Annotated in this window: 14 protein-coding genes; 4 read left to right on the top strand and 10 right to left on the bottom strand. The window is 69.6% G+C overall.

Annotated features, from left to right (window positions below; genetic code table 11):
- Window positions 1–17 precede the first annotated feature (17 nt).
- From FGM06_RS01120 to FGM06_RS01100, 5 genes are all read right to left on the bottom strand, one after another.
- Window positions 18–500: a DUF456 domain-containing protein gene (locus FGM06_RS01120; RefSeq protein ID WP_144796629.1), complete on the bottom strand. Its 483-nt coding sequence runs from the start codon at window positions 498–500 to the stop codon at window positions 18–20.
- A 66-nt stretch (window positions 501–566) separates the two neighbouring features.
- Window positions 567–1,148, bottom strand: a complete 582-nt coding sequence (locus tag FGM06_RS01115) for a DUF2150 family protein (protein ID WP_144796627.1) — start codon at window positions 1,146–1,148, stop codon at window positions 567–569.
- 208 nt (window positions 1,149–1,356) lie between these two features.
- On the bottom strand, window positions 1,357–2,205 hold the full coding sequence (locus FGM06_RS01110; RefSeq protein ID WP_144796625.1) for a TatD family hydrolase: 849 nt from the start codon (window positions 2,203–2,205) through the stop codon (window positions 1,357–1,359).
- A gap of 120 nt (window positions 2,206–2,325) precedes the next feature.
- Window positions 2,326–2,781: a YbhB/YbcL family Raf kinase inhibitor-like protein gene (locus FGM06_RS01105; protein ID WP_144796623.1), complete on the bottom strand. Its 456-nt coding sequence runs from the start codon at window positions 2,779–2,781 to the stop codon at window positions 2,326–2,328.
- Between the two features lie 88 nt (window positions 2,782–2,869).
- Window positions 2,870–3,907, bottom strand: coding sequence for a succinylglutamate desuccinylase/aspartoacylase family protein (locus FGM06_RS01100; RefSeq protein ID WP_144796621.1), 1,038 nt, complete (start codon window positions 3,905–3,907; stop codon window positions 2,870–2,872).
- Window positions 3,908–4,040: 133 nt separating this feature from the next.
- Between FGM06_RS01100 and FGM06_RS01095 the strand changes: the two genes are divergently transcribed.
- On the top strand, window positions 4,041–5,396 hold the full coding sequence (locus FGM06_RS01095) for a putative ATP-dependent zinc protease (protein WP_186310938.1): 1,356 nt from the start codon (window positions 4,041–4,043) through the stop codon (window positions 5,394–5,396).
- 251 nt (window positions 5,397–5,647) lie between these two features.
- Here the strand turns inward: FGM06_RS01095 and FGM06_RS01090 are convergent, their stop codons facing one another.
- On the bottom strand, window positions 5,648–6,244 hold the full coding sequence (locus FGM06_RS01090; protein ID WP_144796619.1) for a DNA-3-methyladenine glycosylase family protein: 597 nt from the start codon (window positions 6,242–6,244) through the stop codon (window positions 5,648–5,650).
- A 152-nt stretch (window positions 6,245–6,396) separates the two neighbouring features.
- On the opposite strand from FGM06_RS01090, the gene FGM06_RS01085 reads away from it, so the two are divergent.
- A complete protein-coding gene (locus FGM06_RS01085) occupies window positions 6,397–8,391 on the top strand; it encodes a 3-hydroxyacyl-CoA dehydrogenase/enoyl-CoA hydratase family protein (RefSeq protein WP_144796617.1) in 1,995 nt (664 codons plus the stop codon).
- Window positions 8,388–8,759 (top strand): cyclophilin-like fold protein, encoded by a 372-nt coding sequence (locus FGM06_RS01080; RefSeq protein WP_144796615.1) that lies wholly within the window; start codon window positions 8,388–8,390, stop codon window positions 8,757–8,759. The genes FGM06_RS01085 and FGM06_RS01080 overlap by 4 nt, the downstream gene beginning before the upstream one ends.
- Window positions 8,760–8,816: 57 nt before the next feature.
- On the opposite strand, the gene asd is transcribed toward FGM06_RS01080, so the two are convergent.
- Window positions 8,817–9,863: an aspartate-semialdehyde dehydrogenase gene (gene asd, locus FGM06_RS01075; protein ID WP_144796613.1), complete on the bottom strand. Its 1,047-nt coding sequence runs from the start codon at window positions 9,861–9,863 to the stop codon at window positions 8,817–8,819.
- A 256-nt stretch (window positions 9,864–10,119) separates the two neighbouring features.
- Here asd and FGM06_RS01070 point away from each other — a divergent pair, with 256 nt between their 5' ends.
- Window positions 10,120–11,799 (top strand): Na+/H+ antiporter NhaC family protein, encoded by a 1,680-nt coding sequence (locus FGM06_RS01070; RefSeq protein WP_144796611.1) that lies wholly within the window; start codon window positions 10,120–10,122, stop codon window positions 11,797–11,799.
- A gap of 429 nt (window positions 11,800–12,228) precedes the next feature.
- Here FGM06_RS01070 and FGM06_RS01065 read toward each other — a convergent pair whose 3' ends face one another.
- The 3 genes from FGM06_RS01065 to FGM06_RS01055 all read right to left on the bottom strand — a co-directional run bounded on the left by FGM06_RS01065 (window position 12,229) and on the right by FGM06_RS01055 (window position 14,922).
- Entirely contained in the window at window positions 12,229–12,774 is a 546-nt protein-coding gene (locus tag FGM06_RS01065; protein ID WP_144796610.1) for a DUF7282 domain-containing protein, read from the bottom strand.
- 439 nt (window positions 12,775–13,213) lie between these two features.
- Window positions 13,214–14,293 (bottom strand): hypothetical protein, encoded by a 1,080-nt coding sequence (locus FGM06_RS01060; RefSeq protein WP_144796607.1) that lies wholly within the window; start codon window positions 14,291–14,293, stop codon window positions 13,214–13,216.
- Window positions 14,290–14,922, bottom strand: a complete 633-nt coding sequence (locus FGM06_RS01055; protein ID WP_144796605.1) for a hypothetical protein — start codon at window positions 14,920–14,922, stop codon at window positions 14,290–14,292. Before FGM06_RS01055 ends, FGM06_RS01060 begins: the two co-directional genes overlap by 4 nt.
- Between the last annotated feature and the right edge of the window lie 49 nt (window positions 14,923–14,971).

The raw sequence follows: 14,971 nt of genomic DNA, 5'->3' as shown, positions 1-14,971 counted from the left end.
TCCGTTCCGCACCGCTCTTATAACACCGAGAGCGCGAACGCCACGGTGACGCCGGCCAGGATGACAGCCTGTACGAACGGGCCGGCGAGGACGCCGATCACCGCGTAAGCCGACCGGCGGACGGCGACGCGCGTCTCGCCGGGGTCCTGGCGGAGGCTGTCGAGGAAGACGGTGCCGCCCAGCCCGACGACGAGGCCGATCGGCCCCATCACGAACAGCAGCGCGACGCCGACCACGGTGCCGACGGCGATGGTCCGCGTCGGCGCGCCGCCGAGCCGTCCGGAGACCATCCCCGATACCAGCTCCACCGCGGAGGCCAGCAGCGAGACGAGCACGAGCGCCACCAAAACGGTGAAGCCCGGCTCGGCGAAGCCGGTGGTGTACGCGTAGCCGACGACGGTCAGCGCCGCGAGGACGCCGCTCGGCACGAGCGGGACGAACGAACTGGCCGTCCAGACGACGAGCAGCGCGACCGCGAGTTCGGCCCCGGAGAGCGCCATACCCCGCTAACGTCGCGCGGGTTCAAAACGGTTCATCTCGGCCGGAGCCGGCGTCCGGCGTCGCGCTCAGTCCTCTTCCTCGACGACTTCCGGGTCCTCGATCGCGGACTGCAGGGAGTCGAGCCCGTTGACCCACTCGGAGACGAGCCCGTACTCCAGCTCCTCGACGACGTCGATGTCGAGCGTCTCGCCGTCGATGACGCGGGTCCCGGCCTGGACGACGTAGCCGAGCGCGGCGTCGAGGTCGTCCTCGGCCTCGGCGTCGGCGGCCGCGCGCACGAACTCGGTCACGTCGCCCTCGACGACGCCGCCGACGACGTACTCCTCGGCCGCGTAGAAGACGGGGACGAGCGAGGTCTGGACGCCGTCGATCAGCATCACCTTGTCCTCGTCGTCGAAGTCGACGTCGGCGAGGACGATGTCGCGCACGCCGCGGATCTCCTCGACCGCGCGGTCCTCGTCGATGCGGTCCTCGTCGAGCGCCGCGAGCACCTTCACGACGGCGATCGCCGCGTCGTCCTGGAGGTTCAACAGGAGCCGCGCCGAGTCCTCGTTCTCGGGGTCGAGGTCCTCTTCCTGCAGGCGATCGAGCCAGTTCTGCCAGCGGTCGTCGGTATAGAACGTTTCGACGGCGTCGTCGTCGGTCATGTGCGGTACGTCGCCCGGACTACTCAAATGCCTTTCCTATCGATCGCCGCGAGAGAGGGCGTCTCACCCGCTCGACGGCGGGATTCCGGAATCGTCGGACGCGCGCCGAACGCGCGTGCCGCGGTCGGAGCGCAGTCGGGCGGTCGCGACGCGATCGGCGCTCTGCGGACGCGCCGCGACCGCGCCGCGACCGATGCGGCCGGCGCCGCTACTCCAGCGTCGCCTCGGTGTCGATCCCGTAGACCGCTCTGGGCGTCTCGACATGCGCGGTGCGGACCGCCTCGTCGTACCCCTCCTCCAGCAGCCACCGGACGCGGCGCGGGACGGTCTTCGGGCCCATCACCATCCCCGGCTTCTCGGGGTCGTCGACGAAGTCGGTCTCCATCAGGAACGGCTCGCCCGACTCGGCGGCGCGCACGAGCCGGTCCTTCTCGCTCATCACGCTCGGGGTCGGGCCCGCGAGGCGCCCCTCGGCGTAGTGTTTCACGACGTTCGTCGGGTCGAGCCCGGATTCCTCGGCGACGGCGGCCAGGTCGGTGAGATCCTCGCTCGCCTCGGTGTGGAGTTGAACGGCGCAGTCGAGCGCGGCGCCGAGTTCGAACGCGCGGCGAGTGACCGCGTTCGAGGCGTCCCAGACCGCGTCGCTCACGTCGTAGTGCGGGCGACCGGACTTCAGCGCGAGCGCCCGGCCGTCGGCGACGAACTCGCTCGCGACCTCCAGGCCGCCGCACATCAGGTCGCGGGCGTCCGCGGGCGAGAAGTCGCGCTCGTCGACCAGCCGGCTTATCAGACCGGGATGGACACCGAGGACGGGCCACGCGCGGCCCGGGAGGACGTCGGTCGCGGCCGCGACCGCGTCGAGCGTCTCCTCGAAGACGGGCCGGAAGTCGGCCGGCTCGTCGGGCTCGACGCCGAGGTGCCACGAGGGCTTGTTCACCACGAGCAGGTGGGTGCCGCCGAGCCGGACGAAGTCCTCGACCGCGTCGATCCCGCGCCCGTGACGGGGGTCGAGGTGGAGGTGGTCGTCCAACACCGGCGTGTCGAGGTCCTCGGTCATGGTCGGTGGTTCGCCCGCGGCGGAATATAAGGCTCGGTCGCGGGGCCATACGGCTCGGTCGCGAGGTCGCTGCGGCCCCGACGCCCGCCGTCGCCCGTCACGGCGGATACGTCCCACCTGTCACGGCGGATACGTCCCCTCGATCCGGGCCTTGGCGACGGTCCGTCCCGTCATCGCGTCGATGAGGTCCTCCCTGTCGGCCGACGGCGGAAGGCCGATCGGCTCCTCGACCGCGTACAGCCGGAAGCGGTAGGCGTGCTCGCGGTCCGGCGGGTTCGGCCCGCCGTAGCCGTGTTCGCCGAAGTCGTTCTGCCCCTCGGTCGCCGCCGTCGGGGACCAGCCTTCGGGGATCGCCTCGCGCCCCGGGTCGATATCCCAGACCAGCCAGTGGTCCCACACCGCTCCCGCCGGCTCCTTGGCGTCCGGGTCGTCGACGATGAGCACGAGCGCCCCCGCTTCGTCGGGGACGCCGTCGATCCGCAGCGGCGGGTTCACGTTCCGCTCCGCGTAGCCGTACTCGTCGGGGATGCGCTCGCCGTCGCCGAACGCCGGGCTCGATAGACTGAGCTCGCTCATGCGATCACCCGTCCGGACCGCGTCCGGACACGTCGTCGTTGGCTCGTCGACGTCAAAAACGTTCCCGCGGATCCGCCGTTCCGACGGGTCAGTCCGCCGACTCCGGCTGCCCAACCGGCGTCGGCGCGTCCCCGGTCTCGATCGCGCGGCGGACCGCCTCGTCGATCTCGACGAGGTGACAGAGGGGGTTGCCGGGGTAGACGACGGGATTTTCGAGAAGGCCGATGAGGAGCCCGGTGAAGGGGGCCTCGATGCCGACCGCGTCCTCCTTGAACGGGTTGGTGATAGTCGCGATCCGGTCGCCCTCGCGGACGAGCGAGCCGCTCTCGTAGTGGGTGTCGACGATACCGCCGGAGTCGGCACGGAGCCACGTCTTCTCGCCCGCGCCGGCGACGATGGTCCGCCAGCCGGGCCAGCGCACCGTGTCCGTTTCGAGCAGGCCGTACTCGGCGAAGACGGAGCGCACGCCGCCGAGCGCGTCGTCGATGAGCGGGCGCTGGAAGCGGTGGGCCTCGCCCATCTCGATCGTGATTGTCGGGGTCCCGTCGGCCGTCGCCTCGCCGCGGAGGGTGCCGCTCGGCCCGTCGCTGTCGATGATCACCTTCGAGCCGAACGCCATCGCGAGGCGGTGGACGCCGGCGTCGGCCATGTCCGCGCGGACGTGGAGCATGTTGGTCCGGCCCCGGGTGGAGGTGTGGAAGTCGAGCCCGAAGTCGCAGGGCGCGATGAAGTTGGAGTAGATCTGGTTCGCCATCCGCTTCGAGCTCGTCGAGCCCGCCTCGCCGGGGAACGAGCGGTTGAGGTCCCGGTCGTAGACGGGGAGGTACCGCTGCTGCGCGATGAATCCGGGGACGTTGAGCACGGGGAGGCAGACGAGGGTGCCGCACAGCGACGAGAGGTCCCACTCGTGGGCGACCTCGCGGACCACCTCGATCCCGTTGAGCTCGTCGCCGTGCGCGGCCGCCGTGAGGAACACCGTCGGCCCGTCGCGCTCGCCGTTGACGATCGTCACGGGGATCCGGACCGGGTCGCCGAGGTACGTCTCGCTGATCCCGTAGCGGATGTTCTGCGTCTCGCCCGGCGGCACCGCGCCGCCGTTGTACGTGAACACCCGGTCGTCGCTCATGTCACGAGGGAGCGGGCGGGGTGGTATATATATGACGACCCGGCGATCGAGACCCGTCGCCTCCCCGACCGGTCGACGGTCAGACCGCTCTCCGATCGGGCGACCTTTTACCCGGGCCCGCGCAGGTGCGCCCATGAGTTCGGACACGGTCCGGGTGGGAGTGCTGTCGTTACACAACAGCAAGGAAACGAAGGCGATCTGCAACGCGGTCGAGGACCTCGGCCACGAGCCCGTCTGGCTCCGCGAGGAGAACGCCGCGATCAGCGTCGACGACGGCGACGTCTCGGTGGAGCCCAGCGTCGACGTCATCGCGAACCGGCTGCTGCTCTCGAACACCGATCAGCCCGCGGAGCTGCTCGGGCTGGCGGCGACGTTCGAGCGCATCCGACCGATGCTGAACGAGCCGAACGCCGTGCTCGCGTCGATCCACAAGTTCGCGACGGCGGCGACGCTCGCGGACTGGAACATCCGCGTGCCCGACGCGCTGCTCGCGCTCTCGAACGACCGGCTCAACGAGGGGCGCGAGCGCTTCGGCGAGGTCGGCGTCTACAAGACGGCCATCGGCACGCACGGCGGCGGCACGTGGAAGGTCGACCTCACCGAGCGCGTGAACCCGAAGGTCGGCAACCGGCAGGCGTTCCTCCAGAAGCTGATCGACCGCGACGACGAGAAACACCGCGACCTGCGCGTCTACATCGTCGGCGACGAGATCGTCGGCTCGATGTACCGCTACGCGCCCGAGGGCGACTGGCGCACCAACGTCGCGCTCGGCGGCGCGGTCGAGGACGCGACCGACGACATGCCCGACGAGGCCGCCGAGACCGCGCTGTACGCGGCCGACGTGATGGACCTGGACTACGCCGGCGTCGACCTCGTCGAGGGGTTCGACGGCTGGTACGTCCTCGAGGTGAACCCGACGGCCGGCTTCAAGGGACTCTACGAGGCGACGGGCACCAGCCCCGCGCCGCACATCGCGAGGCTCGCGATCGAGCGGGTCGACGGCGAGGTGGACGACGACGACGTCGAGCGCATCGCCGCCACCCTCGACGACTCGCGGCCCACCTGCGCGCCGGCCCCCAAGCCGAACACGGCCGAACAGCCCGACATCGGCTACATCGAGGAGGTCGTCGTCACCGGCACCTCCGGCTCCACGCAGGCGCTCGCGAAGTCCGACACGGGTGCGACCCGGACGAGCATCGACACGCAGCTCGCCGCCGAGATCGGCGCCGGCCCGATCAAGAGCATGACCCGAGTCAAGTCGGGGAGCGTGAAGGGCGGGAAGGCCCGCCCCGTCGTCGACCTCGTGATCGGCATCGGCGGGAACCAGCACACCGTCACCGCCAGCGTCGAGGACCGCGGCCACATGGAGTACCCGCTCCTCCTCGGCCGCGACATCCTCACCGACTACCGCGTGGACGTCCGGCGGCGCGCCGACACCGACGAGACGGAGCGCGACGAGGCCGGGGAGATCCTCGAAGAAGAGGAGTAGGCCGACGCGCCGTCGACGATTCACGAAGAGCTGCGGTGGCGCGCGCCTTCGAGCGCCCGAGAGGCGCGAGAAGCGCGTGCGAGGGAGCCCGCGGCCGCCGTCAGCGGCCGCGGCGAGGCTGGGGAGGCGCGAGGTTCGATCGCGGTGTAGGGCGGGGCTTTGGGAGTGTTCTCCGCCGATCCTCGGGCGACCGTTTATACCCACGCCGCTGGGGCGTTAGAGGTGTTCACCGCCAATTCGCACGCAACCACTCACGACTCGTACTCGGCCCAGACGTACCGCGTCCCGTAGCTCCGATAGGGACGCCACGTCTCGGCGATCTCGCGCATCTCCGCCCGCGAGAGCTCCGCGCCGTCGTTGTACACCCGCTCGATCCCCTTCCGCACAGCGAGGTCGCCGAGCGGCAGCACGTCCTCGCGGCCGAGCGCGAAGATGAGGTACATCCGCGCGGTCCACTCGCCGACGCCGCGGATCTCGGTGAGCGCGTCGACGACCGCCTCGTCGCTCGCGCCCGCCAGCCCCTCGCGCGTCAGGTCGCGGTCGCCGTCGCGGAACGCGCCGGCGGCCTCGCGCAGGTACTCGACCTTCGTCCCGCTCAGCCCGGCCTCGCGCAGGGCCGCCTCGTCGGCCGCGAGCACGCGGTCCGGGGTCGGGTCGCCGCCGAGGACGTCCACGAAGCGCTCGTGGATGGCCGCCGCGGAGGCGGTCGAGAGCTGCTGGTTCACGATCGAGGTGCAGAGGCGCGCGAACTCGTCGTCCGCGGGATCGATCGCGAGCGGGCCGTGCCGGTCGATAAGCGCCGCCATCGTCGGGTCCTCGCGCAGTGTCGCCGCGACTCGGTCGTCCATCGCCCCCACGTTCGAGCCGGAGCCACCCGACCGTTTCGGTCGCGGCGGCGGTCGCGCTCGGCGCCCGCTCGCCGCCCACTTAATAAACTTACAGCGAGTTTTCCGTTTGGAAGATGGAAACGTTCAACCATGGCGGTTCCGACCCTTGCCGTATGCAGCTCGAAGACGTCCAGCACGTGACGGTCCTCGGCGCCGGGAACATGGGTCACGGCATCGCGGAGGTCGCCGCGCTCGCCGGCTACGACGTGGCGCTGCGGGACATCGAGGAGGAGCTCGTCCAGGACGGGTACGACCAGATCGAGTGGTCGCTCGGCAAGCTCGCCGAGAAGGACCGCATCGGTGACGACGAGGCCGAGGCGGCGCTCGACCGCGTCCGGACGTTCGTCGACCTGGAGGCCTCGCTCGCCGACGCCGACGTGGTGGTCGAGGTCGTCCCCGAGAAGATGTCGATCAAGAAGGACGTGTACGACGAGGTCGTCGAGTACGCGCCCGAAGAGGCCGTCTTCGTCACCAACACCTCCAGCCTCTCGATCACCGAGCTCTCCGAGGTGACCGACCGCCCCGAGCGCTTCTGCGGGATGCACTTCTTCAACCCGCCGGTCCGGATGGACCTCGTCGAGGTCATCTCCGGGAAACACACCTCCGAGGACACCCTCGAACTGATCGAGGGGCTCGCGGAGGAGATGGGGAAGACCCCCGTCCGCGTCCGGAAGGACAGCCCCGGCTTCATCGTCAACCGAATCTTGGTCCCGCTGATGAACGAGGCGGCGTGGATCGTCGAGTCCGGCGACGCCACGATGGAGGCGGTCGACTCCACGACGAAGTTCGACGTGGGGCTCCCGATGGGCCTGTTCGAGCTCACCGACCAGGTCGGCATCGACGTGGGATATCACGTTTTGGAGTACATGCACGAGACCCTCGGGGAGGCGTACCGTCCCTGCCCGCTCCTCGTCGAGAAGTTCGAAGGGGAGGAGCTCGGCAAGAAGACCGGCAAGGGGTTCTACGACTACGAGGACGGCGGCGTCCAGATTCCCACGGACGCGATCGACGAGGACGTCCGGAAGCGGCTGCTCGCCGTGATGGCCAACGAGGTCGCGGGGCTGATCGGCAACGACGTCGCCGACGCGCCCGCCATCGACCGCGCCGTGATGCTCGGCGCCGGGTTCCCGGACGGCCCGGCGAAGCTGGCGGACAACGAGGGGCTCGCCGCCCTCGTCGACGTCCTCGACGACCTCCACGAGGAGACCGGGGAGGAACGCTACGAGGCGACCGAGTACCTCCGGGAGGCCGCGACGGCGGGCGGGTTCCACGGCGGGGACGGCGTCGAGGGAAGCGACGCCGAGGACGGGGGCGACCCCTTCGCCGCCTACGACACCCTCAACGTCTCCGTCGCGGACCGCGTCGGCCACGTCGAGATCGACCGCCCGCACCGGATGAACACGATCAGCGGGGAGCTGCTCGACGAGCTCGCCGACGCGATCGACCGACTCGACGCCAGCGACGACGTGCGGGCGATCCTGCTGTCCGGCGCCGGCGACCGCGCCTTCTCCGCCGGCGCCGACGTACAGAGCATGGCCGCCGGCGGCGCGGACCCGATCACCGCCGTCGAGCTCTCGCGGGAGGGACAGCAGACGTTCGGCAAGCTGGAGGACTCCGACAAGCCCGTCGTCGCCGCCATCGACGGCTACTGCCTCGGCGGCGGGATGGAGCTCGCGACCGCGGCCGACATGCGGGTCGCCTCCGAGCGCTCGGAGCTCGGCCAGCCCGAGCACGACCTCGGGCTCCTCCCGGGATGGGGCGGCACGCAGCGGCTCGCCCGGATCGTCGGCGAGGGGCGCGCGAAGGAGATCATCTTCACCGCCGAGCGCTACGACGCCGAGACGCTGGCGGGGTACGGCTTCGTCAACGAGGTCGTCCCCGGCGACGAGCTCGACGAGCGCGGGCGCGAGCTGGCCGAGTCGCTCGCGGCCGGGCCGCCGATCGCCCAGAAGTACACGAAGCGCGCGATGCACGCCGGCCGCACCGACGCCGAGGCCGGCCTCGAGGTGGAGGCGATGGGCTTCGGCCACGTGATGAACACCGACGACCTCATGGAGGGCGTCACGGCGTTCATGGGCGACGGCGAGCCCGAGTTCGAAGGAAAATGAGCGACCTGCGGGTCCGCGTCGGCGACCGCGAGCTGACGGCGACGTGGACGGACGACGCCCCGGAGACCGCCGACGCGATCGAGAGCGCGCTCCCGCTCGCGGGCGACGCGGCGCGGTGGGGCGACGAGCTGTACTTCGACGTCCCGGTCGACGTTCCGGCGGAAAACGCGCGCGAGACGGTCCCGGTCGGGGCGATCGCCTACTGGCCCCGCGGGAACGCGCTCTGCCTGTTCTGGGGACCGACGCCCGCCAGCACGGACGGGGACCCCCGCGCCGCCGGTCCGGTGACCGTAGTCGCCGAGATCGACGACGCGAGTCCGCTTCGGTCGCTCGACGGGGGCGCGCGAGTCGAACTCAACCGAGAATAGGCGTCGTAGCCGAGGGAACGCGCCGCCGGATCGAGACGCGACCGTCGCCGCGGCGGTCTATACGTACCCTTCCTCGACGAGCAGCTCGCCGTTCAACAGCGAGGCGCCCGCCGCGCCGCGGATCGTGTTGTGCGCGAGGCAGTTGTACTTCGCGCCGGCGTCCGTCGACTGGACGCCGCCGGCGACGATGCCCATCCCGTCCGCGTACGTGCGGTCGAGGCGGGGCTGGGGGCGCTCCGGCTCGTCCTCGCCGAACACCTTGATGAGCTGGTCGGGCGAGCTCGGGAGCGCGCCGGCGCCCTCGAACGAGCGCATCGCCTCGCGGAGGTCGGCCGGGGACGGGTCCTCGGCGAACTCAGCGAAGACGTTCTCCAGGTGGCCGTCGAGGGTGGGGATCCGGTTACAGGAGGCCGCCACGTCGGCGCCGTGGAGGTGGACTTCCGCGCCGTCGAACTCGCCGAGGAGCTTGCGCGACTCCGTCTCCATCTTCTCCTCTTCGCCGCCGATGTGCGGGATGGCGTTGTCGATGATCTCCATCGAGGTGACGCCCGAGTAGCCCGCGCCCGAGACCGCCTGCAGGGTGGAGACGCGGACGCTCTCGACGCCGAAGCGGTCGATCGCCGCGAGCGTGGGCACCATCGTGATCGTCGAGCAATTCGGGTTCTTCACGAGCGCGCCGTCCCAGCCGCGCTCGTCGCGCTGGACCTCGATCAGGTCGAGGTGGCCGGGGTTGATCTCGGGGATCGTGAGCGGGACGTCCGCGGCCATGCGGTCGTTCGAGGAGTTCGAGGAGACGACGTACCCCTCCTCTAAGAAGGCGGGCTCGACCTCGGCGGCGACGCCCGAGGGGAGCGACGAGAACAGGAGGTCGACGTCGTCGTCCGCGATCCCCGCGGGCGTCGTCTCCGCGACTTCCATCTCCGCGACGCCCTCGGGAATCGGCGTGTCCACGCGCCACTTGGCGGCCTCGCGGTACGATTTCCCGGCGCTCTCCGCGCTCGCGGTGACGGCGGCGAGGTCGAACGTCGGGTGGTCGTCGAGCAACTGGATGAACCGCTGACCCACGGCGCCGGTGGCGCCGAGGATGCCGACTCGTACAGACATTGCGCGTGGGTCGGTCGCAGGGACGTAAGTGCGTTCGGATACGCGCCGATACCGCCGGTCGCGGGCGGGAACCGTCGGCCGACACCCCAATTCGGCAAATCTCGAATCCGGATCCGGAAACGGAAATCGAGCGACGAACGATCACCGCAGCCGTCATCGACACGCGATCAGTTCGCGATCGGGACATATTCTCGTCGATTTATCAGTCTATGATCACGAGGTGGTATTAAATACTCTCGCGCGAGTGGTGGCGGTTATGACCGACTTCGGAGCGCTGTCAGTCGCCCCGCCGCTGCTCGCGATCGTGTTGGCGGTGATCACCCGCAAGGCGGTGCTGTCGCTGTTCCTCGGCATCTGGTCGGGGGCCGTCATCGTCACCGGCGGGCTCGGGATCGTCCAGACGTTCGAGTGGATCGTCGCGGCCGTCTCCGACGAGTTCCAGGCGACCATCCTCGTGTTCACCCTGCTGCTCGGCTCCGGCGTCGCCATGGTGTGGAACCTCGGCGGCACCGCCGCGGTCCGCGACTGGGCGCTCGAACGCCTCGACTCCCAGCGACAGGCCGGGCTGGTCGCCTGGGGGCTCGGAATCGTCCTCTTCTTCGACGACTACGCCAACACCGCGATCGTCGGCTCGGCGATGAAGGACGTCTCCGACCGCCTCCGGATCTCCCGCGAGAAGCTCTCGTATATCGTCGACTCCACCGCCGCGCCGGTGGCGACGCTGGGGATCTCCTCGTGGGTCGCGTTCCAGCTCTCGCTCATCACCGAGGGGTACGAGTCCGCCGGGGTCGCGGAGGCGAACCGTCCCGGCACGTTCGAGGTGTTCGTCTCGTCGATCCCGTTCAACATGTACGCGATCCTCGCGATCGTGATGGTCCTCCTGATCGTCGGCTCCGGGCGGGACTACGGCGAGATGCTAACCGCGGAGCATCGCTCGTGGACCTCCGGGAAGGTGACCCGCGACGAGGCCGTGCCGATGCAGGACGTCGCCGGCGAGCTCGGCGAACCGCCGGCGTCGACGCCGCGGCTCGCCAACTTCTTCGTCCCCGTGGGGGTGCTCGTCGCCGTCACGGTCGGGACCGCGCTGTGGTCCGGCGAGTTCTCTCCGGTCGGCTTCGGCGGCGACCTCCTCGCCGGCGAGTTCGGCGCGGCCGGCGGGCGGCTGTGGGACGCCGCGCTCAACGCCTCCTACGAGGTGGCGCTCATGATCGGCTCGTTCGCGATGGTCGCCAGCGGCTTCGTCCTCGGGCGGGTCTACGACATCTTCGGGTTCGGCGACGCGACCGAGTACACCATCGACGGCTTCGGGATCATGCTCACCGCGGCCTCCATTCTCGTGCTCGCCTGGGGGATCGGCGGGGCGATCGACGCCCTCGGAACCGGGGAGTACGTCGCGAACGTCGCCGTGGGCTCCGTCTCGCCGGCGCTCCTGCCGGCTCTCGTGTTCGTCGTCGCCGGCGTCATCGCCTTCTCGACCGGCACCTCGTGGGGGACGATGGGGATCGTCACCCCGATCGCGATCCCGATCGCGTGGGAGATCAGCGGCGGCGGAGCGGCGGGCCACACGCTCGTCGCGGCGATGGTCGGCGTCATCTTCTCGGGCGCCATCTTCGGCGACCACAGCTCCCCGATCTCCGACACGACCGTCCTCTCGGCGACGTTCACCGGCGCCGACCTGATCGACCACGTCCGGACGCAGATCTACTACGCGGTCACCGTCGCCGCCGTGGTCGCCCTCCTGCTCGTCGTCTGGGGAATCACCCGCGTGACGCCGCTCGTCCTGCTCCCGGTCGGCGCCCTGCTGCTCGCTGGGCTCGTGTACGGCCTCTCGGAGTTCGACGCCTCCCGCCGCGGGATCGACCCGGTCTCGGTCTCGGAGCGGCAGGAAGACGACGGCGATCGCGTGGTCGTCGCCGGCGCCGAGCAGGACGACTGAGCGCGGGGCGGACCGTTTAAATCGGTCCGTCGGCTACGTCCGACTGCGCGCCCTCAGTCCCCGCCCGAGTACTCCCCGATGGGAGCGATGACAGCGCGGAGAACCCAGGCGCGTCACATCCGGTCGCTGACGCGACCCGCCCGTCGCCGCGCAGGCGACCGCCCGCCACGAGGGTTTCCCGGTCGACGCGGCACGCCGCCGGAGATGAGACCGGTCGTTAGTGTTGCGGGCGACATCTCAGATTTGCAGTAGTGCTATCTATAACTGATATATCGGATCTCGAACAGCCGACCATCGGTGAGACCAATTATCGAAGAATCATTGGTCGAGTTCGACTAATTCGGCGACCGACGACGTACCGCTCTCAAAAAATGCTTGACGAACGGTTAGTCGGCGGCGGCGTGAGTAGCGACTACCAGTGTCGTACCGCTAGAGGCTCACGTCGGCTACGTCGTTGACTGCGCCGTCGGCAGGAAGGTCGGTCCGGAGCCGACTCCCCTCCGAAAACGGAACGTCGACTGACGAATCGAACTTCTCACTGTGGTCCATGTCCCTGTGGGGAACCGCGATCAACGTCTGGCTCTCCGTGAGTCGCTCCTGCTCCGCGACCTCCGGCAACACGCCGGTGTCAGCATCGAACAGTTCGACGGTCTCGTCCAGATGCTCTTTCCCTTCGCCGTTCTCCCCCGCTTCGAGCAGCCGTGACGCCCCGATCAGCGATCCGGCCCCGTCCTGCTGGGTAACCAAATCCCACGTGTGGATCGTGATGAACCCGTCCTGTTCGACGTAGGTCCGGTCCACCGTCACGGAGGTTCCGTCCGACCGCTGGTCGCTGAAAGCGATTTCTGCGAAGTTTTTCTCTCCGGACCCTTCCTCGTGGGAAGCGAAGTCGGTACCACTCACCAGTCCCGCCACCGTCAGGCCGCCGATTCCTCCCAGTACGTCCCGTCGCGAAAACGCATTGAATTTTGTCATTTTCTCTCGTCTCCCTCGGCAATGCAAATTCTATATGCAAGACGGATTAGTGTTGGTATCTTTGTATTATTTTCCTAATTTGCCAAAAACGTTCAAATATATTCGGATATTTTTGCCATTATTTCAGGAATAATCGGATACCACAGTCGAGCAGTCAGCGTGTGGAGTAGGGGTTGGGCGACGCTCGTCGACGACCTTGGATCGGCGATTCAGTTGCCGACACGGAGTAGTCGGAACGACGCGGTCGAATCAGTCGCCCCGTTCAGCCGTTATCAGGATTCCCGTGTGACGGAGCTCTCGAGTTCAAACGCTTCCTCCGGTGAACGGTGCCCGTCCGGCCGCGACGTGACGGCCGCGTACTCCCTCACCGGGTGTGTTAGTGGATTCCCGCCCGGTAGTTTCGCGGGCGACATTCTCACGCCCGGAGGGCGGCGCTCGCCTACTCCGAGTCCCGCAGCACCAGCGGCCCGATGGCGAGCGTCCGCTTCGCGAGGGTGAGGACGCGGAGCACGTAGGAGACGAAAAGGGAGAACGGGAGCAGCGTGACGGCGAACGCGCCCGCGACGACCAGCGTGAGGTGGTCGACCCCGAGCGTGCTTCCCGTGAACGTCCCGGTGTCGACGACCGCGACCATGGCGCCCGCGACGACCAGCGCCGGCACCGCGGCGTACAGTATCAGCCGAGAGAGGTCGATCAGCGCCCACTGGAAGTACAGCGTCTTCACGTGCTCGCGGGCGGGGCCGAATAGCGACAGCGACTCCTTCAGCTCCCCGAGCAGGTCGTGCTCGTCGGCGGTGAGCGCCTCGCCGTGGTCGTCGTCGAGCCGTTCGACCCGCCCGATCTCCCGGCCGTACGCGAAGTCCAGGGCGGCGAACACCACGTCGAAGGAGCCGAACCGAGCGCCGTCGAGCCGCTCGCGAACGGCCTCGGTTTCCCCGACGACGGTCGACGCCAGTTCGTCGACGTCCTCCCCGAGGGCGGACTCGTCGGGGCGGTCGGCCTCACCGGACCCGTCCGCGCCGCGGTCGCGAACCGACTCGCGGAGGGCGTCGGCGCGCTCCGACGCGGCGCCGAGGAGCGCGTCGAGGAACGCGGCCGGGTCGGTCGGGGCCGGCGAACCGGTCAGGTCCGCGACGGAGTCCCGGACCGCGAGCGTGCCGTCCATTCGCTCCCGCTGATCGCCGAGCGGCCCGTTCTCCTGCGTGAGCACGAGCTGGCCGATCGTGACGACCAGCGTCGCCCCGGTGACGATCGCCGTGATCATCGCCGAGAACAGCGTCTCGATCGGGTCCTTCGCCCCGACCTTCTCCGCGAGCGAGGGCGAGACCCCCGCGGCGACCGCGACCGACGCGACGAAGACGAGGGCCGTCAGGACCCCCGCGACGACGAGCCGGTCCGCCCGAAGCAGCAGCCAGAGCTTCACCCGGCTCTCGCCGGCCCGCCCGCGCATCGTGTCGGCGGTGTCGTCGCCGGTGCTATCGTCCGGCGCGTCGTCCGCGCCATCGGTCCCGCGGGTCATCGGGCCTCGACGCGCACCGAGAGGTCGTCGACGTAGTGAGTCGCGTCCGCCTCCCAGATCACGGCCGTGCCGACGGCGAGGTGGAGCGTGTCCGTCGACAGCTCCGGCGTCGTCCACTCGAATGAGTAGTCGCGCCAGCCGTCGGCGAGCCACAGCGCGTCGCGGAGCCCGCCGTACGGAGTCTCGCCGAGGTCCGTGGTGTTGAGCCCGGGCTGCGGGAAGTCCTCCTCCCTCTCCGGCGGCTCCGGGGCCAGCCGCATCAGCGCGTGTCGGATCGTGTTGAACGACTCCGACTCGCTCCAGAACCGCCCGCTCACCTCGATCCGATACGACTCGCTGGAGTCGATCGGGACCGGGTGGACGGCCCACGTGACGCCGTCGTCGTAGTCGCCCTGGTTCCAGATCCGGAGCGAGCGCTCGCCGGCGGCCGCCGCCTCCTCGGAGACGCCGACCTCCCACGCGAAGTCCTCGAGGTCCACTTCGGGGCCGATCGCGGCGCCGGCCTCCCAGTCGCCGATGCCGTCCTCGAACCCCTCGGTAAACGCCGGTTCGTCGCCGTCCCTCGCACACCCCGCGAGACCGGCCGCGCCGGCCGCGACTCCCGCTCGGACCAGGTCTCGGCGCCTCACGGAGTCTCACGTCCGTACATGCGATGACGTGACGACCGGCCGACGGATA

It is taken from the genome of Halorubrum depositum (assembly GCF_007671725.1).
GTDB classification, from domain to species: domain Archaea; phylum Halobacteriota; class Halobacteria; order Halobacteriales; family Haloferacaceae; genus Halorubrum; species Halorubrum depositum.
Note: the sequence above shows the minus strand (reverse complement) of the source record. Positions and strands in the feature narration are given on the sequence as shown.

What these genes read in the sequence shown, in the direction of transcription:
- FGM06_RS01070 (WP_144796611.1), top strand. Translation starts at nt 10,120, where the DNA reads ATGACCGACTTCGGAGCGCTGTCAGTCGCCCCGCCGCTGCTCGCGATC.
- FGM06_RS01060 (WP_144796607.1), bottom strand. Translation starts at nt 14,293, where the DNA reads ATGACCCGCGGGACCGATGGCGCGGACGACGCGCCGGACGATAGCACC.
- FGM06_RS01100 (WP_144796621.1), bottom strand. Translation starts at nt 3,907, where the DNA reads ATGAGCGACGACCGGGTGTTCACGTACAACGGCGGCGCGGTGCCGCCG.
- FGM06_RS01095 (WP_186310938.1), top strand. Translation starts at nt 4,041, where the DNA reads ATGAGTTCGGACACGGTCCGGGTGGGAGTGCTGTCGTTACACAACAGC.
- FGM06_RS01115 (WP_144796627.1), bottom strand. Translation starts at nt 1,148, where the DNA reads ATGACCGACGACGACGCCGTCGAAACGTTCTATACCGACGACCGCTGG.
- FGM06_RS01080 (WP_144796615.1), top strand. Translation starts at nt 8,388, where the DNA reads ATGAGCGACCTGCGGGTCCGCGTCGGCGACCGCGAGCTGACGGCGACG.
- FGM06_RS01065 (WP_144796610.1), bottom strand. Translation starts at nt 12,774, where the DNA reads ATGACAAAATTCAATGCGTTTTCGCGACGGGACGTACTGGGAGGAATC.
- FGM06_RS01085 (WP_144796617.1), top strand. Translation starts at nt 6,397, where the DNA reads ATGCAGCTCGAAGACGTCCAGCACGTGACGGTCCTCGGCGCCGGGAAC.
- FGM06_RS01090 (WP_144796619.1), bottom strand. Translation starts at nt 6,244, where the DNA reads ATGGACGACCGAGTCGCGGCGACACTGCGCGAGGACCCGACGATGGCG.
- FGM06_RS01110 (WP_144796625.1), bottom strand. Translation starts at nt 2,205, where the DNA reads ATGACCGAGGACCTCGACACGCCGGTGTTGGACGACCACCTCCACCTC.
- asd (WP_144796613.1), bottom strand. Translation starts at nt 9,863, where the DNA reads ATGTCTGTACGAGTCGGCATCCTCGGCGCCACCGGCGCCGTGGGTCAG.
- FGM06_RS01105 (WP_144796623.1), bottom strand. Translation starts at nt 2,781, where the DNA reads ATGAGCGAGCTCAGTCTATCGAGCCCGGCGTTCGGCGACGGCGAGCGC.
- FGM06_RS01120 (WP_144796629.1), bottom strand. Translation starts at nt 500, where the DNA reads ATGGCGCTCTCCGGGGCCGAACTCGCGGTCGCGCTGCTCGTCGTCTGG.